Genomic DNA, 16738 nt, shown 5'->3' on the forward strand with positions numbered 1-16738 from the left:
TAATAGGACCGCTAATGCAGCGCCACTACTTTGCCTGTCTGGATCGATTCAAGCGCGGCTGCTGCAATTTCCAACGCTTTACAGGCGTCATGCGCAGTAACGATGGACTCGCTGCCGCTTTTTATGCAGTTCAGAAAATGCTCCAGCTCTTTGTAGTAAGGATCCGTAAAACCGGGACTCTGCGGAATTTCGACAACCTTGCCTCCGCTCTGCGGTTCGGCTGCTTTCCGAATTTGCAGCGACTGCGCCTTCATGCTGTCCGTGCTGACCAAGCCTTTGGTGCCGGCAAATTCCGCCGCGTAGCGGAACGAGCCCGGGTAACCCCAGAATGCCTCCAGATTGGCTACGGCACCGCTCTCGAATACTAACGTGACCAGCGCATAATCCAGGCTGTCATCGTTACGGCCCATTGCGTACACGGTCTTCACTTCCCCAAGCGCCCACCGCATAAAATCAATGTCATGCACCATCAAATCGACAATGACGCCGCCGCTTTTATCCGCTTCTTTGAACCAGGCTGTCGCATCCCCCGGATGACCGCCTACACGGCGCGCGTGAGCGACGCCAACCTTGCCGAGCAGTCCGGCATCAATTTGCTGCTTGATCTGCGCGAATTCGGGGAAGAAACGCACGACATGGCCAATAAACAGGCGTACGCCATTCGCTTCGCAGCACTGGATCATTTCCTGCGAATCCTCAAGATGAAGCGAGATCGGTTTCTCGCAGATGACGTGTTTACCCGCCTTTGCAGCCTGCAAGACGAGTTCTTTATGCAAATAAGAGGGCACCGCAACGCTGACTGCTTCAAATTCTACCGATGCAACCATCTCTTCGAACGAGCTGTACGCGGTCGCAGCCACTTTACTCGCGACTCTATTTGCTTGTTCCATATCGATATCGCAAACGCCAACCAATTCTACGCCGGGCATCTTCGCATAGCTCATCGCATGCCACTGTCCCATGCCGCCGCAGCCGACAACAGCTACTTTCATCTCTCATTCGCCCCTTCGCTTGTTGTATACTTGTTACTGTTATCATAACGATTCCGTTCAACGACAAGAATGACGAGTTTTAACTTGTTTATATCCAAATTCGCTCTAGGAGCGCAAAGGTGACCGTCCCGATGGAAACATTCAAAGAACCGATCCATTACCAGAATGAACACTTATGCATGAAGGTTTGGCAGTTCGTCGATAAAAGAACGAAGCAGCCGCTCGCGCGCCACTGGCACTATCATAAAGAAGTAGAGCTTATCATTGTGCAAGAGGGTAAGATGGACCTCCGCACGCCAGACAACACATACCTCCTATCTCCGGGAGATGTCGTCCTCATCGGTTCCTCCCAGCTCCACCTAAGCAACAAAACCGATGACGAACCGCTTGTCTACATCGTGCTGCATGTTGACCTGAAGCCTTATTTTGACGAGGCCATGATGATGTATTACCGCCATTTCTCGGAGATGGTAAGACCTCTGGAGGATTTGAATTACATCTTCGCCCAGGATGCGCGCGTCAGACAGCAGATCGGACAAGTCATCGTCGACATTCACCGCGAGATGATGAACAAGTCCAAAGGCTATGAAATCGCCATCAGCATGCATATCAAGCATTTGCTGCTGACGCTGCTTCGAAATGACAAGCGCGAGCTGCTCCAGCCGTTTGAATATGTGGATGCCGCAGTGATGCAGCCCATCCTTGATTACGTCGACAATCAGTTGAACGGCAAAATCGAAATGGAAGAAGCCAGCCGGATTGCAGGGATGAGCTATTCGTACTTCTCCAAGTACTTCAAGAAATGCGTCGGCGTCTCGTTTATCGATTACGTCAATCGGCAGCGGATTCGCAGAGCCGAGCAGCTTTTGATGACCACGTCGGAAATCATCACGGATATCGCAGCTGAAGTCGGGATTGAGAACATGGCGCATTTCTATGAGCTGTTCAAACGGTTTACGGGTTCCACGCCGAAGCAATATGTGAGAAAGCTGCTCCACTCTGGGGACTGAACCCATAACGTGCGGCAAACAAAGCCGGTCGATAAGTCTCGTAATCACACACGCAGGCTGCCGTTCATGCCGGCAGCCCGGTGTCGTTGTGCTTTAGCGTAATCCTATTGCACTCTTACAGTGACAGTGATATAAGAATGTCATTTGTTATGCGTTCGGTTATCTCCTCACGATTCTCCTCGCTCAGTTGGTAAATTCTTATCCCAGATCGTTCCTTTATCTTGTCTATGCTCGGATGACTGTCCAAACAAATCGTCCCTAAAATAAAAGATTTAGAATGCGAGATTATCTCTTGAATCACAGTTTCAAATGGAGAGGAAAGCATTTGCATGAAACCGATCTCATCAACGACTGTAATCTTTTTCGTATTTATGGATAGGTTTACAGCCTTTAAAGCCACATTTTCAAAAGCAGCGATGTCAATCCCGTATCTCCCTACCCGAATTGAACTTTCAATATTAACGCTTGCAATGCATGCAGATTCACCAGTTAATGTGACGCAATTAAATCCAGTGCGACTGGTAGCGTTGCGTATCTCTTCCGTGTAAAAACCACCAAAATGCTCCGAACCCATTTTTTGAATAATACGTTTTATCGCTGTTGATTTTCCTACACCGGGTTTCCCGGTTAACAAATAGCAGCTATCCAAATGTATTCACTCCCCTATCTACGCTCCGCTCCAGCGCCTTCACTTAGGCTGCTTCCTCGCCAGTTTAGGTTGCATTCAGGATAATGTCCTTCAGTTCAATCAGCGTCTTGATTCGATAGCTGGCCAGCGAGAAGTCATGTGTTTTCGTGAAGTCGTTATGGACAATAGCACAGTCGATACCAGCCGCCACCGCTGCGTTCAACCCTCTGTTTGAATCCTCTACGACCAGGGTCTCTTCTTTGGCAGCACCGAAGCGCTTTAGGCCGGTCAAGTAGGGTTCCGGATGCGGCTTGCTGCGCTCGTAGTCTTCGCGAACAAGGACGAAGTCCATGAATGGAATAATCTGGCGCTTCTCATGTATAAGTTGAAAATCCGCATGTTTTGCAGTCGTCACGATGGCCATGCGGACGTACTTGGACAGTTCAGCCAGCGTTTCGACTACGCCTTCAATCTCTATGGCTTCTGTTCTTAGATAGTCCTGGTAATAGACGTTGCGGGCCTCACGCTGTTTGTTGATGGTCGCTTCATCGATGCCTGCCGCCCTGGCTTGGGACCAAGTGCCGAATGACTGGGTCATATCGCGGAGGTATTGATCTTGATTCAAGGTGAATCCAATATCGGCAAGAGCGCGTTCTCCCGCCTTGTAATACCAAAACTCCGTATCGACCAGCACGCCGTCATGATCGAAGAGGATGTACTTTTTCATGGTTTCGTTCTCCTTTGTCGGCTGAACATACATAATATGCAAAAAAAGGAAACCGACACATATTCAGCGTCGGTTTATTCTTTGCGCAATCTGCCCAATAGCGATGTGCGTATTCTACTGCTTCAAGTCCCTGTTTGCGCTGTCTTCTGGAATCGGTAACGCTCCGCCTGCAAATTGAACATATACGCATACTTGCCATTAAGATCCATTAATTCTTTGTGACTGCCCTGCTCGATGATTCGCCCTTCCTCGATCATGTAGATCCGATCAGCCATGCGCGTGGTGGACAGCCGGTGGGAGATGAAGACCACCGTCTTGTTGCTGGCTTCCTTCAGGATGGCTTCGTTCATGTTGTACTCGCTGATCGGGTCAAGGGCGCTGGAGGGTTCGTCGAGCACGATGATCCGGCAATTCTTATACAGCACCCGAGCGATCGCCACCTTCTGCGCCTCGCCGCCGGACAACAGGGTTCCCTGATCGTCAAACTCCTTGGTGATGGTGGTATCTATCCCCCTCGCCATGCTGGCCAGCTTCTCTCCTAAACCACTATTCTCCAGCGCTCTGACGATTTCCTCCCGCTGAGGAGACGGCATGCCCATAGACACGTTGTCCGCTAAAGAAGCGGCGAACAGCTCGTAGTCCTGGAAGGTAGCGCCGAACAGGTCGCGGTAAGCCATGAGGTCAAACTGCTTGATATTGACGCCGTTGTAGAGAATCTCCCCCTGATCAACATCGTAGAGGCGCATCAGCAGCTTGGTCAGCGTGGTTTTGCCGGCGCCGTTGTAGCCGACGATGGCTACGCTCTTATTCGGCTCGAAGGTGAAGCTGACGTCCTGCAGCACGGTCTCGCCCGTTCCGGGGTAGGCGAAACTGACATTTCTGAATTCCAGCGGCGCAACGATAGATGGCAGCGGCTGCTGTTCCGATGCGGGAGCGCTCTCTGCAGCCAGCTCGGAGCGATAGGCCAGGAAAGAGCGGATCTTCTCGATGTAAAGGCTATTCTCCTGCAGCTGGGGAACTCTCCGAGACAAGGTCATCAGCCCTCCGCTCACGCGCCGTGTGGCATTCACGAGCGATACCGCCGAGCCGTAGCTTAAGACTCCCTGCACCATGATTTTCCGCATGATATAGAGAATGTACAATCCATTCACCACGAACGTATTGAACAAGAAGTCGGCGGCGAACTCCTGGGCAATCATGGGCTTGGTACGGCTGTCGATCTCGCGATTGATTTGTTCGTTGGCTTCCCCGTACATGCGGTGGAGCCGGCCGGCGAAGGGGTTGAGTCGCAGCTCCTTCGCATAATCCGCCAGGTAGAACACCCGGCTCACATAGTCGCGTTTCCGCTGCAAGGGTTTTATAGCCAGATCCAGCTCGAACGTCTTCTTGTTCCGCCGCAGGTTGAAGAACATGGATCCGGCAAACGAGAGCGCTACGAAGAAAATCCCCTCCCAGTTCAGTGCAATCAAGAACGCGCCGGAAAGGATAATCTGGGTTAAGGTCCCTAACACCACTTTAATGGTATCCAAAGCGGCGGCGCTACGTTTGTCCGATTCGCTGACCGCCCACACGAAGTCGTTATAGAACTCCGGATTGTCGTAACAAGCCAAGTCCATACGGGCGGCAACGTCATAGATCTCTTTCTGCAGCCGCATGTTCACAGCCACTTTGCCGCGCGGCATAATGACATTGGAATGAATCGTCTCCAGCAGCAGCCACAGGCACGCGATGCTAAACACGAACAACGTATACCAGAGGACAACGCTGAACGGCTTATTGTACTGGATGGCATCGATCATATATTTCGGCATGTAAACGAATTCAAAGAATTGCACGGATGCATGCGCCGCCAGAATCAGGCAGGTCACAAGCGTGTACAGAGGGGCTGCCCGGAAGGAGTAACGCACAATGAACCAATTATTGCTCCAGATCCGCTTATTCACGCGTTTACCCCCCACTCTGCCGGCGAGGCGAATTCATCAAGGTCTCCGTACTTCTCGGCCTGTTTGGTATACATCGTTCGATAGAGTCCGTTCAAATCCATTAATTCCTCGTGGGAGCCCCTTTCTGCCACCGTACCGTTATCCAAAACATAGATCGTATCCGCCATCGTGGCCGCCGAGAGCCGGTGAGAGATGAGGAAGACGATCTTGTTGGCGTCATGCGCATAGGTTCTGGCCAACGCCTCGAAGATTTCATGCTCGGCCAACGGATCCAATGCACTGGAGGGTTCGTCCAGCACCAAGGCTGGTGCATCCTTGACCAACGCCCGCGCGATGGCCAGCTTCTGCACTTCGCCCTTCGACAGCACCACCCCCTCGCTGTCGAATTCGCGGGTCAGCGTGGAATCCACGCCATGGGGCAGATTAGCCAGCTTGGCGTAGATGCCGCTGGTCTTCATGGCGCTGACGCTCTTCCCTCGCAGCTCATCGCTCATTTCCTCCACCATCGCCACATTTTCAACCGCCGGAAAGGAGAAGACCTGGAAATCCTGGAAGACGACGCCGAACTGCCGCCGTATGCTCTGGACGCTGTACTCCCGGATGTCCCGGCCATTGATTAGAATAGCCCCTTCGGTGACGTCGTATAGGCGCAGCAGCAGCTTGATGATGGTGGTCTTGCCCGCGCCGTTGTGGCCCACGAGCGCCACTTTGCTTCCTCGCTCCGCCGTGAAGCTCACATCCTTCAGTACGGGATCGGAACCTGCATAGGCAAAACTGACATGCCGAAACTCGATAGCGTCCAGCGTAGTGATGTCCATGCCGGGCTGGTCCTCGGCAATTTGCGGCTCGTAGGCGAGAAAGCCGCGCAGATTGGCAATGTACAGGCCGTTCTCCGCCACTTTGACGAAGCCGTCCATCATGAAGGTCAGCAGGTTGGAGGCAACCACGATCGCGTTGGCCAGCATGGCCGCGTCGGCTATACTCAGATCCCGCTCGATGATCGCCCGCCAGGCCACGTAGAGCCAAACGCCTTCAAAAACAAACGGGTAAATAAGGACAACCTGGATAAAACGCAGCAGGGATGCCCCGCGCATATACTTCTTCACATTGGCCAAGAGCCCTGCGGCTCCGTCGTCATACAGGTTTTTGACAATGTCAAAGATGCGCGAGAGGCGGATCTCCTTGGCGTACTTCTGAAGGAAAACGACGCGGTTCACATAGCCCATCTTGCGATTGTGAGGCACGTCCTCTTGGCTATGCTGAAAGTTGATCTTATTGATCTTGGTTCCCATGGCGAAATTGGCAACTACCGGGAAGAAGGTGAACAACGCTACGAACGGATCGATCTGCGCCATGGTGAACATCACGAAAATTGCAGAGGCGATGTTCGTTACCAAGACCGCCATATCGTCCAGAATACGGACGGCGCGGCCGGTGGCCTCGGAAGCGGCGCGGGTGTACTGGTCGTAAAACGCGGGATTCTCGTAACAGCCGACGTCCACCTGACTGGCCTTCCGGAACAGCATCATGCTGATGGCTTGATTCAGCTTCTGCTCGGTGAAACGGGCATAGCGCTGGTTATACCAGCTGGAGAACAGGGTAAGCAGGCAGAAAGCCGCCATGGACCCCATCACGAATACGACCACGGAACCGTAGCTTCGGTCGTTTTCCAGCGCGTCCAAGAGAAAACGCACGAAGATTATACTGAAGAACACCCATCCGAAAAAGTCGGAAAAGGCATCCAGCAGCTTGGCGAAGACGCGTCCGGGCGTGATGGAAAAAATCACTCGCAGCATGTAGGCATTGTTGCGGATGATGACCCAGAGAGAGGAATCTTTGGTCTTGCTTGTTTTTTTTGGCATGATGACCCTCCTTAACAAGAAATAACCGATCAATATTCATCAGGGCAGATGGATTAAGGTATTCCATGCACCATCCATACTGCATTCCGTATACTACCCCTCAACTACATGAATTCGATAAAAGGAATAAAATCCCTTTTTAATTGTCGAATCTTGCAAATGCAGCCTAGTTACTGGAAAAGCAAACAAACCCTGCTCTTACTTCAACAAAAAAACGGCAACCGCTTATATGCCGGCTGCCGTCTTTTCCATGTTCTATTGATCGCATTCGCCATCCTGCGTTGAACTATCGTTCTCCATTAATTCAATAATAACTTATAATCAGTCGATAGACCTCCCCAGCCGACTTCTTTGATAATGAATAAGTGGTAGTTGTATCATTTATGCTCTCGATGATTCCGGCATCTTCTCTTATCCAGAGAAAATAGGTTTCTTTGCCCAATTCAACCTTATACGCTGGGTCTGCCATATCAGCAATGCCTGGGTTCTTTTTTGCGCGCTTAAAAGCCGTTTCGAAAATGGATCTATCAGTGGTGTCCGAAATGACTTTTAATGAATCCTGCTTAGTCTCTCGAAAGCTTTCCATTTGATAGATACTAACCTGGTTAATTTTTTCGTTTGTGCAGCCTTTTAGCGATGAGAGTATTAAAATGGCGGCACTGCAAAATATAATGTATTTGTATGTTTTCATAACATTCACCCACAACTTGAAACGCCCAACTATGTAATATTGTTGCAGTTGTTGATTAACGAAAATCTGCCCGTCACTTCAACGACAACCAGCAGCCGAAGTCTCTTCGGCTGCTGTCATGTCGTATTTAGCTGTAGTGTCCCGTTTGTTCAATTTAAAGGACCCTGTTTTGAAGCATTATAATATTTATCACTTACTTTTACTGCAATTACTTCATTAGGGTCTTTTCCTTTTATTTCATATAGCCTACTTCCTGTTGGTAAGTCATTGGAGTCTCCATTTTTTTTTGGCATAGGTGTTGTTCGTCTTTCAATCTTTCCAATCTCCTTGCCGATTACTTCAGTGGAAACCTCCTCGACTGAAAGTCCATAAACACTATTATTCCAGGCAATGGCACTTGGATAACTACTTGATGAGTTTGAGTCCTTACTTTGGTCACTACAGCCTACTACAAGGAAAGACACTAACAATACAAGAAATATCATCCTCATACATATTCCCCCTTGTGCAAAACGGTGGAAAACATCTCCTATATTTAGACGGATAAGAGTATTAATTTGTTCCAGTAATCTGTCCGTGAGTTGAACAATGATAACGGTAAATACTCATTCGCTATTCATAAAAGTAAAAACCGCGAAATACGAGGCTTCTACTGAAAAATTTTCTCCAGCTTCAGTGATTGTCATATTTGATGCTCACATACACCATAACCTTCTTATTCGGACTATAATCTTCGATCGTATGTCCCTTAACGCTCCACTCTGCAGTGTCGCCTTCGGCCAACCCGGCGATGCTGTACTCGTAGCCATCCGAGTTTTCATGTATCGTGCTCGGATATTGTTGGCCATCGCCCACGGACTTCAGGCTAAGGTCATAATTTTCTCCGTCGGGAGAACCGATGGAGACATTGACGAGCGCATGATAACCCTTAGGGGGAGTCCACGATCCTTTCAGCACTTGGCCAGGCGACGAGATGTACCCGTAATATAATGAATACTCGTAATGGTACCAACCGTCCGAGGACGTTTTGGTATCGGATAGCTGAAAAGTACTGGTAATCGGAGATTCCGCCGTATGGACACGCACTTCTTTTTCCTCGCTTTGATGACCATCGGCATCGACGGCGATTACGGAGAAGGTGTAGTACGTATCCGGGGATAGTCCCTTTACTTCATAGCTGTTCTCGTCTCCATTTACGGCAGCCAGTAAATGGACGATCGTGTTATAGACCTTGTACTTGTCTACGCCAGTTTGATCCGCGGCCGGCTGCCAACTCAGGCGAACGCTGTTATACGTCACGTCGGTAACCGTCAGCGCGTCGGCTTGCGGCCATTGAGGCGCTTCAGGAAGGGCCAGCCATGTTGCTTGGACTTGTACGGGAATATGGCGGTTTGTTGTGGTCCCGTCTCCGATTTCGCCGTTTCCGTTATACCCCCACCCCCAAACGGTCCCGTCGCTTCTTACCGTCGAACTGGCTCCGTCCGCCGAGATGGCGGACACCGAACCGAGATCGGGTACCTGGACGGGCGAAGAACTGTTGGCCGAGTCACCGTTTCCCAATTGGCCAAAGTTATTTTCTCCCCATGCCCAGACGGTGCCGTCGCTCTTCAAGGCCAAGCTATGATCGCGACCCGCGGCTATTGCGGTCACGGAATCGAGATGGATAACCGGAACGGGCGAAGAACTGCCGGTCGTCGTTCCATCGCCGAGTGCACCGGTGGCATTACTTCCCCATGCCCAGACGGTGCCGTCGCTTTTCAGTGCCAAGCTGTGCGAGAAACCAAACGATTTCCCGGCAGCGATGCTGATCACCGAGCCAAGACCTTTCACTTGAACCGGTGCCTTGCGATCTATATTGCTTCCATCGCCGAGTTCGCCGCCTCGGTTGCTTCCCCAACCCCACACGGTTCCGTCGCTCCTGAGCGCCAAACTATGGGTAGTGCCTACGGAAACGCCAATCACCGAATCGAGACCCTGTACTTGTACCGGCGCATTACGGGTTACCGTGGTTCCATCGCCAAGCGCGCCGAATTTATTATCGCCCCACGCCCAGACCGTTCCGTCGCTCGTGACGGCCAAATTATGATCTTGTCCTGAAGCAATGGCGACCACGGATCGAAGGTTGACCACCTGAGCCGGCGAAGAATTGTCCCACAAGGTGCTTCCGGTGCCCAGTTGACCGCTGCTATTGCTTCCCCACGCCCAAACGGTTCCGTCGCTTCTGAGCGCCATACTATGCTCCCAACCTGCAGTTATCGCGATCACCGAATCGAGACCCTGCACGCGTACCGGGGGTTCAACGCTGTCCGTTGTGCTTCCATAGCCCAATTGGCCGGATGAATTGCTTCCCCATGCCCACACGGTGCCGTCCCGTTTGAGAGCCAGCGTATGTCCCCCTCCTGCCGCTACCATCGTTACGTCCGAATTTGAACTTCCACCTTCAGCCGGGGAGCCGGGTTCTGCGGCGAAAGCCTGCACCGGCAGGGACAGCGTCAGCAACAGCATCGCGCATAATGAAAACCAAAACCATCGTTTCAATTCATTTCCCTCCTAGGACCGTATTTGCTTCGAGTATACTATTATCTGGAAATTACGATAGACCTCCAACGAGCCATAACCATCGTCCCGGGCAGTTTATCCCATTATGTAAAATTGGCCCGAATCTACTCGAATTGCAGGCAAACAGGCCATTCAACGTATGCAATCGCTAGAACCGAAAGAGCCGCCTCCGGATCGGAGGCGGCTCAGGAACCCATCAAACGGGACTATCGCTGGCGGAAGGTTAGTTTTGGTTAAAATCGTAATAAAATTTCGGCCGGTCGCCGAACAGCACCTTGTAAATATCGGCGTTCGTCTGCGTGACGCCGGTCAGGAACGGCTTGTACGGCCGATCGGCGACGTTCAGGACGCCGGAATTGTAATGTTCCGCCCAGTCGCCGATGCCCTGCCAATACCGTCCCGTCGCGGCTTGATCGACGTAATTGAACCAGTGCGCGCCGACCACGTACCCGAGGCTCGCGATGCCTTCGACGTAATTGCGGTAGCGCATGCCCCGCTCGAACTGGTTCGCGGCCGCGTTCGGCAGCAGCGGCGCCAGCCCCTGCTCGCCGGTACCGTAGCCGAATTCGCTGATCAGCACCGGCTTGCCGCCGGACTTCGTATGGACCTCGTTCAGCAGATCGGTTTCGATTTTGTACGAATAGTAGTTGATGCTGATCGCGTCCGAGTATTTGCCTTCCACCTCAGCCAGCACGTCGCGGAACTTCGCGTTATGGAACGACGTGGTGATCCAACGGTCGCCGAGCAGGAGATGATGCGGATCGTACTTGCGGTAGACGCGCGAGACCGTGCCGTAGAACGTGTCGAGGTAGAACCGGAAAAACTGGTCCATGTCCTTCCAGGACGCCGACGTCGAGACCGGAAGCGCGGCGTCCCGCAGCTCCGCGAACGACTTGAAACTCGTGCCCCAGCTCGCGTTGAACGCGTCGATCTTCTGATACTTGTCCTGCAGCAGCTTGACGAGGCGGACCTTGATCGCCGCAGAGCTCTTCAGCTTCGGCACGACGTCGTAAAACTTGTGATAATCGTACTCGTTGCCCATGAAATAGCCGATCAGCATCGGATCGTTCTTGTTCGGCGCGACCGCCTTCGCGAACGCCTGGTCGATCTTCGTCTCGGCACCGGGCGCGAAGATGTCGAAGATCGAGATGCCGTCGAGCTTGGCCCAACCCATGTCAAGCGGGAGCATCCGTACGTAAGGAAAGCCGTTTGCCTTGCCATACTGTTCTGGCGAGTAGCCGCCGGCGCTGTTGAAGCCCCATTTGCGCAGCCGCTGAACCGCTTCCGTGTAGAACGCCGCGTCGGTCGGAAAGGCGCCTGTTTTCCGATACTTGTTCGCCATGTAGAACGAGAAGCTGCCGGAATCGGACGGCACGAAAGCCGGCCGGTACGCGCCGTCGTACAACGGCAGCCACTCGAACTGCTCCTCGCGGCCCGCGACCTTCGTGTACGTCTCGTCCGTGTGGATGCCGTTCATGCCGAGGCTGAAGAACACGTCGCCGGTTGGCGTCGTCATTACCGTTCGACCGCCGGCCTGCCGGATCGCGAAATAACCGGTGCCTTTGAGGCCGTACTTGGCCGCGCTTCCTGCCAGTCCGCCGTAGCTGTCCAAGCCGGACGGAGCTTGCAGGCCGCCGTAGTACGCGGCGTCCACGGACGCGTCCGCCTTCAGCTCCTGGTCGCTCTTCACCTTCTCCGGGAAATTCGCCGCGGCTACCTGGCCGAACGCGTCTACAGTAAAGTCGGCTCGGCCGTTCAGCTTGTACGTCCTGACGGGACTCGCGATCTTGCCGTCCTTGACCGCGTACGCATCCAATACGGCGTAGTCCGTCAACCGAATCGGATCGGTATACGGCTTATACGGCGAAACGCCGTTCAACCGGTAATAGATCGGCGCGCCCAGCGAGAGCGTGGACAGCTCGACCTGCAGCCCGTCCGCGCCGCGGGAGGTCTTGGCTGACACCGTCGCCGTGGCGCGGTTGATCAGCACTTTGGCGAGCTGCGGCGACCAGGCTTTGGCGGCGCCGCGCAGCTCGACTTTCAGGTAGCGCGTCTTCGCCGGCAGCGCGAACGATTCTTCGGCGTATTGCTGCCAGCTGCCCGACGAGACGCCGACCGGGAAGGATGCGGCAGCGACTTCCTTATAGGTCTTGCCGTCCGCCGACGCGAAGTACCGGTTCTTCTCCAGGGCGATGCCGGTGAAGTAGTAGCTGGACGTCTGGAAGGACGTCATGTCGTAGCCCGTGTGATACACGACACTCCCCGGCGCCGTCGTCGAACGCGTTGCCCGTTTCCCGTCGCCGCCGAAGTATTCGGGGCTGTTCGTGGCCACATAGACGTTCGAACGGTTGTACAATTGCTTCAAATCGTCGAGCGGATCGATCAGACCGGCCTTCGCCAGGCTCCCGGGAATGTCCTTCATCGCCAAGTCGATCAGCGCGGCAGCCTCCTGGCGGGACATGGCCGCTTGCGGCCGGTAGGTCCACGCGCCGGCGCTTTGCGCGGCGTCAACGCCGTGCCAGCCGCGGGCGATCACGCCGCTTACGCCTTCGACCGCCCAGGCGCCTGGCTTGTCACTCAAGGCCGGCGCAGCCGTCAGCTTCAAGCCGAGCTTCTTGGCGTAACGCCATACCATCGCGGCGGCTTCCTCGCGCTTCACCGGCTGGTTCGGCGAGAATGCCGCGGCGGACGTGCCCTTCACGATGCCCGCTTTGTACGCGGCGCGCACGTATGGCGCGGCCCAATGGCCGGCGAGATCCTTGAACGACAGCGAGCCGCCGGGATCCTGCAGCCGGAACGCTTCCGCGGCCAGCTTGGCGAACTGCCCGCGGGTCAACGTGCTGTCCGGGCCGAACCGGCCGGGTGAGATGCCCTCGACGACGCCGAGCGCCGACAATTCGTCGATGTACGCATAGTACGGACTATCGGCGGATACGTCCTTGAATGCGGACGCGTCCGCGCGGGAAGCAGCTCCGGATAACGCCGCGAGCGCAAGAAGCGCCGCCGTTGTTAAGATCCTATTCTTGTTCATGTCGTCTCCTTTCGGGCTGGATCGGGCTGGATAACCGTTCCAATTCATAACGTTCGCAGCAACCGAAAGGTTTCGGACGTTTGCAAGGTTAAGGTTTGCTCATGATAGATGCTTATCTTGATAGAAGCTTATCTTGATAGAAGCCGATCATGCCCTTGCCGGCATGATCGGCTCTGCGGTCGTTCGATTACGGCATCGCGCGGAGAACGTTATCCTCCGTTCTCGTGAATCGCATCCAGGCCCGCATTGACGTTTTTCATGATTTGGACCATGTCCGTATAAGGTTGATCCTGCTGATTGACGAGACCGAGATTGAAATTTTCGTTGTCTCTCCGCCCGGTAACGGCTTGATCGTAATAGGAAAACCAGCCCGAGCCGACGAATAATGGATTTGCCGCCTGCCCTTCCACGAAGGCTTCGAAAGCGCTCCCTCGCTCCATGTTTCCGGACACGCTGGTCGATCCATTGACCGGCGACAGGCCATGCTGCGACGAACTGAACGTAAATTCCAAGTTGAGCAGCGGTTTGTTGAACGCTGCATACCTGGCGATCCAGCTTGGATCGTTCGAATAGTTGTCGACTGAGAACGCATCGACGACGTCCATCGCCGCGGAATCCCACTCGAGGCTGGTCCTCCAGGTCGGTACGATCGAGGCGCCCAGAAACAGATGGTTGGGATCGTATTTCTTCATGATGCGTTTCACCGTCGAGAAGTACGTGCCGGAAGCGAGCCGGATGTAGTCCGACACGATCTCTGCCGGCACGTTCGCGATGTTAAGGGACGTCGCCTTTAAATCGTCGAAGGATGCGGCGCTCGTTCCGAGAATCCCGTTGACGGTGGTAATGTCGTTATCGTATTTGACGGCGACTTGGTCGACGAATGCTTGCTTCGCCGCGGAGTCCGCTCCATAGGTCAAGACGGTCTTGACGATATCGGCGTTCCAGCCCGCTTCGTTGTCGTACGTATAACCGATCAGCCACCGGTCGTTTCTCAATTCTTTGAGACGCGGCGCGAGCGCTGCTTCTATGATGGCCGGCGCTTGCGGGTCGAACACGTCATAGGTCCATTGAATGCGCTTTAAATCCACCGGGTCCTGAAGCAGCTCAAGATACGGGAAGTCCCGGATGAATCTCGGTTTGGTCCACTTGCTAAAGGCATTGAATCCCCAATCGATCAGCCGTTTCCTCGTGATGTTCTCCCACTTCGCTTCGAAGTTGCCGCCGTATTTTTTCATGATGTTAGCGACGAGGAAGCTGACCCTTTCCCCGTTGATATCGCTGGCATAGGCTTGCGCATACGCAGCGGGATCGGGAAGTTCCTGGAATACGTTTCTTGGCGAGCCGTCCGCTTTCTTATACGGCGTGCCGTATCCCCACTCCCAAATGCTCGCGGCATCGACGCCTTTCAGGAAAAATTTGTACCCGGCCGGGGAAATAAACCACCATTTTCCGTCGATTTGCTGCAGCCGGAAGTAACCCGTTGCTCTGTACTGCCCGCCGTTCTTGATTCCGCCGTACGGGTCGTACTTCGACCGGTTCAACTTGACGTCCTTCAGCGCGCCGGCTTCCGCCGCGTACTCCTGCCGCAGTTGCTTGTCGGACGTTACCTTGTTGTCCCACGTCTCGTAGATCCATTGTCCGTATTTATCCGCCATCACGGCATCCTTCTTCAACTCAGCTTGCATTTGCTCGACCGTATAGGCTGAACTCAGTACCGTCCCCTCTTCTCCCGTTCCCTTAACAATTCGAACTTCCGTCAACGGGATATGCTGATAGGCATGCGCGCGCTTCATGTCGATGACGATAAACCGGGTTGCCTTGTTGTCAAGGGGCAGGTTAACCGTATTGTTCAGAGAGGTTCCGCTCGCCACGCGCTTGCCGGCGATATAATAATAATCCATCGTCTCTTCGCTGCGGTACTTGACCGTCAGTTCCTTGAATCCCCAATAACTGTTAGGCGCGTTCAAGACGACGTCGATGGCGGCGACCGGATAATCCTTCAGCAAGTCGATGACGACTTGAACGGTACCGGGGGCAGTCGCGCTTCCCATCCACCCGGCGTAAGTTGTCGTCAATCCATCCATGATGGCTCCGTTCTCCGAAGATACGAGTCCGGCGGCTCCGTTATCCGGTTGCTGGCCCGCATTGGGAGCTAGGCCGTAGTAGTAGTTTCCCGTCTTCAGCGGCACGTCTTCCGCTTGCGCATGCTCCCGTTGTACCGCAATGGACGGCACCAACAAGACGAGCACCATGATCAAGCTTCCGACCCAGCCCGCTTTCCGTTTCTTCCAGTCTCGCATCGCTGTCTCCCCCTTAGAGGTTGTCGTTCCTTTCGTTCCTTTCGTTCCTTTCGTTCCTTTCGTACCTCTCTAACCTTTGACTGCTCCGATCGTCATTCCCTTAATGAAATACCGCTGCAAGAAAGGGTACAGGAAGATGATCGGCCCGATCGTAATGACGACCGACGCAAGCTGTAAGCCCGTCGCGGAGACAGGCGTGTTCACGTTCGCGTTCAAGTAGTCCAGATTCTGCGAATTGGATATGATTCTGCGGAGCATCATCTGCAGCGGATGGCGGTGGGGGTCGTCGATGAACATCAGCGCGTTAAACCAGTCATTCCAGTACGCAAGCGCATAGAACAACGCGATCGTGGCAATCACGGGCATCGAAATCGGCCATATGACTCGGAAAAAAATGCGGAGCTCGTGCGCCCCATCCACCGTCGCCGCTTCGTTCAGTTCAAAAGGCAGCGTGCGGAAATACGAGGTCATGAGGAACGAATTGAACGCGGAGAATAATAACGGCAGCAGCATGGCGAGCAGCGAATCCCGAAGGTCCAGCCAGTTGGAAATGAGCAGATAATAGCCCACCAGCCCCGGAGGGAACAGCATCGTGAAATAAATGTAGAAGGACAGCGCATGTCGGTATTTGACGCGCGGATGGGCGGCCACGTAAGCGAACATGGCTGTAAGGAGCACGGCCCCGGAGGTACCGGCAACCGTAATGAAAACGGATACAAAACCACTTTCGTAAACTTGGCTTCCCTGCAGCAGGAACCGGTACGCATCGAGCGAAAATTCCGTCGGGAACATGCGGAACCCTTGAACGATTTGGCTTTCCGCCGTAAACGAACCGATATAGACCAGCCAGAACGGAAGGAAACAAAACAGAGCAAACGCGCCGACAAAAACATAAGCGGCCGCCGAAACGGCAAGCTGGGACATATCCCGCTGCTTCAGCGGTTGGTTTGGCTTCGAATGCGTTGAATTCTCCGCCATGGCGAACCTCCTTTGCC

Annotated in this window: 12 protein-coding genes; 1 reads left to right on the plus strand and 11 read right to left on the minus strand. The window is 53.8% G+C overall.

Annotated elements, in window-relative coordinates; genetic code table 11:
• Positions 1 to 11: 11 nt before the first annotated feature.
• Positions 12 to 992, minus strand: coding sequence for a Gfo/Idh/MocA family protein (locus AC0YNU_RS05585; RefSeq protein WP_475754073.1), 981 nt, complete (start codon positions 990 to 992; stop codon positions 12 to 14).
• Between the two features lie 131 nt (positions 993 to 1123).
• Between AC0YNU_RS05585 and AC0YNU_RS05590 the strand changes: the two genes are divergently transcribed.
• Positions 1124 to 2002 (plus strand): helix-turn-helix domain-containing protein, encoded by an 879-nt coding sequence (locus tag AC0YNU_RS05590; protein ID WP_475754075.1) that lies wholly within the window; start codon positions 1124 to 1126, stop codon positions 2000 to 2002.
• A gap of 115 nt (positions 2003 to 2117) precedes the next feature.
• Here the strand turns inward: AC0YNU_RS05590 and AC0YNU_RS05595 are convergent, their stop codons facing one another.
• From AC0YNU_RS05595 to AC0YNU_RS05640, 10 genes are all read right to left on the minus strand, one after another.
• The gene (locus AC0YNU_RS05595) at positions 2118 to 2651 is read right to left on the minus strand and encodes a nucleoside-triphosphatase (protein ID WP_475754077.1); all 534 of its coding nucleotides are present in this window, start codon (positions 2649 to 2651) and stop codon (positions 2118 to 2120) included.
• A gap of 64 nt (positions 2652 to 2715) precedes the next feature.
• Entirely contained in the window at positions 2716 to 3357 is a 642-nt protein-coding gene (locus tag AC0YNU_RS05600; RefSeq protein ID WP_475754079.1) for an HAD family hydrolase, read from the minus strand.
• 122 nt (positions 3358 to 3479) lie between these two features.
• Entirely contained in the window at positions 3480 to 5300 is a 1821-nt protein-coding gene (locus AC0YNU_RS05605; protein WP_475754081.1) for an ABC transporter ATP-binding protein, read from the minus strand.
• Positions 5297 to 7162, minus strand: a complete 1866-nt coding sequence (locus AC0YNU_RS05610; RefSeq protein WP_475754084.1) for an ABC transporter ATP-binding protein — start codon at positions 7160 to 7162, stop codon at positions 5297 to 5299. The genes AC0YNU_RS05605 and AC0YNU_RS05610 overlap by 4 nt, the downstream gene beginning before the upstream one ends.
• Before the next feature lie 304 nt (positions 7163 to 7466).
• Complete coding sequence (locus tag AC0YNU_RS05615; protein ID WP_475754086.1) at positions 7467 to 7853, minus strand: YhfM domain-containing protein; 387 nt, start codon at positions 7851 to 7853, stop codon at positions 7467 to 7469.
• A 149-nt stretch (positions 7854 to 8002) separates the two neighbouring features.
• Positions 8003 to 8344 (minus strand): hypothetical protein, encoded by a 342-nt coding sequence (locus tag AC0YNU_RS05620; protein WP_475754088.1) that lies wholly within the window; start codon positions 8342 to 8344, stop codon positions 8003 to 8005.
• A 181-nt stretch (positions 8345 to 8525) separates the two neighbouring features.
• The gene (locus tag AC0YNU_RS05625; protein WP_475754090.1) at positions 8526 to 10391 is read right to left on the minus strand and encodes an RCC1 domain-containing protein; all 1866 of its coding nucleotides are present in this window, start codon (positions 10389 to 10391) and stop codon (positions 8526 to 8528) included.
• A 244-nt stretch (positions 10392 to 10635) separates the two neighbouring features.
• Entirely contained in the window at positions 10636 to 13443 is a 2808-nt protein-coding gene (locus AC0YNU_RS05630; RefSeq protein ID WP_475754092.1) for an S-layer homology domain-containing protein, read from the minus strand.
• Between the two features lie 209 nt (positions 13444 to 13652).
• The gene (locus tag AC0YNU_RS05635) at positions 13653 to 15743 is read right to left on the minus strand and encodes a hypothetical protein (RefSeq protein ID WP_475754095.1); all 2091 of its coding nucleotides are present in this window, start codon (positions 15741 to 15743) and stop codon (positions 13653 to 13655) included.
• Between the two features lie 69 nt (positions 15744 to 15812).
• A complete protein-coding gene (locus tag AC0YNU_RS05640) occupies positions 15813 to 16721 on the minus strand; it encodes a carbohydrate ABC transporter permease (RefSeq protein ID WP_475754097.1) in 909 nt (302 codons plus the stop codon).
• Positions 16722 to 16738: the final 17 nt, after the last annotated feature.

Source organism: Paenibacillus sp. J31P316 (assembly GCF_056269105.1).

What these genes read in the sequence shown, in the direction of transcription:
- AC0YNU_RS05585 (WP_475754073.1), bottom strand. Translation starts at nt 992, where the DNA reads ATGAAAGTAGCTGTTGTCGGCTGCGGCGGCATGGGACAGTGGCATGCG.
- AC0YNU_RS05590 (WP_475754075.1), top strand. Translation starts at nt 1,124, where the DNA reads ATGGAAACATTCAAAGAACCGATCCATTACCAGAATGAACACTTATGC.
- AC0YNU_RS05600 (WP_475754079.1), bottom strand. Translation starts at nt 3,357, where the DNA reads ATGAAAAAGTACATCCTCTTCGATCATGACGGCGTGCTGGTCGATACG.
- AC0YNU_RS05610 (WP_475754084.1), bottom strand. Translation starts at nt 7,162, where the DNA reads ATGCCAAAAAAAACAAGCAAGACCAAAGATTCCTCTCTCTGGGTCATC.
- AC0YNU_RS05615 (WP_475754086.1), bottom strand. Translation starts at nt 7,853, where the DNA reads ATGAAAACATACAAATACATTATATTTTGCAGTGCCGCCATTTTAATA.
- AC0YNU_RS05620 (WP_475754088.1), bottom strand. Translation starts at nt 8,344, where the DNA reads ATGAGGATGATATTTCTTGTATTGTTAGTGTCTTTCCTTGTAGTAGGC.
- AC0YNU_RS05630 (WP_475754092.1), bottom strand. Translation starts at nt 13,443, where the DNA reads ATGAACAAGAATAGGATCTTAACAACGGCGGCGCTTCTTGCGCTCGCG.
- AC0YNU_RS05635 (WP_475754095.1), bottom strand. Translation starts at nt 15,743, where the DNA reads ATGCGAGACTGGAAGAAACGGAAAGCGGGCTGGGTCGGAAGCTTGATC.
- AC0YNU_RS05640 (WP_475754097.1), bottom strand. Translation starts at nt 16,721, where the DNA reads ATGGCGGAGAATTCAACGCATTCGAAGCCAAACCAACCGCTGAAGCAG.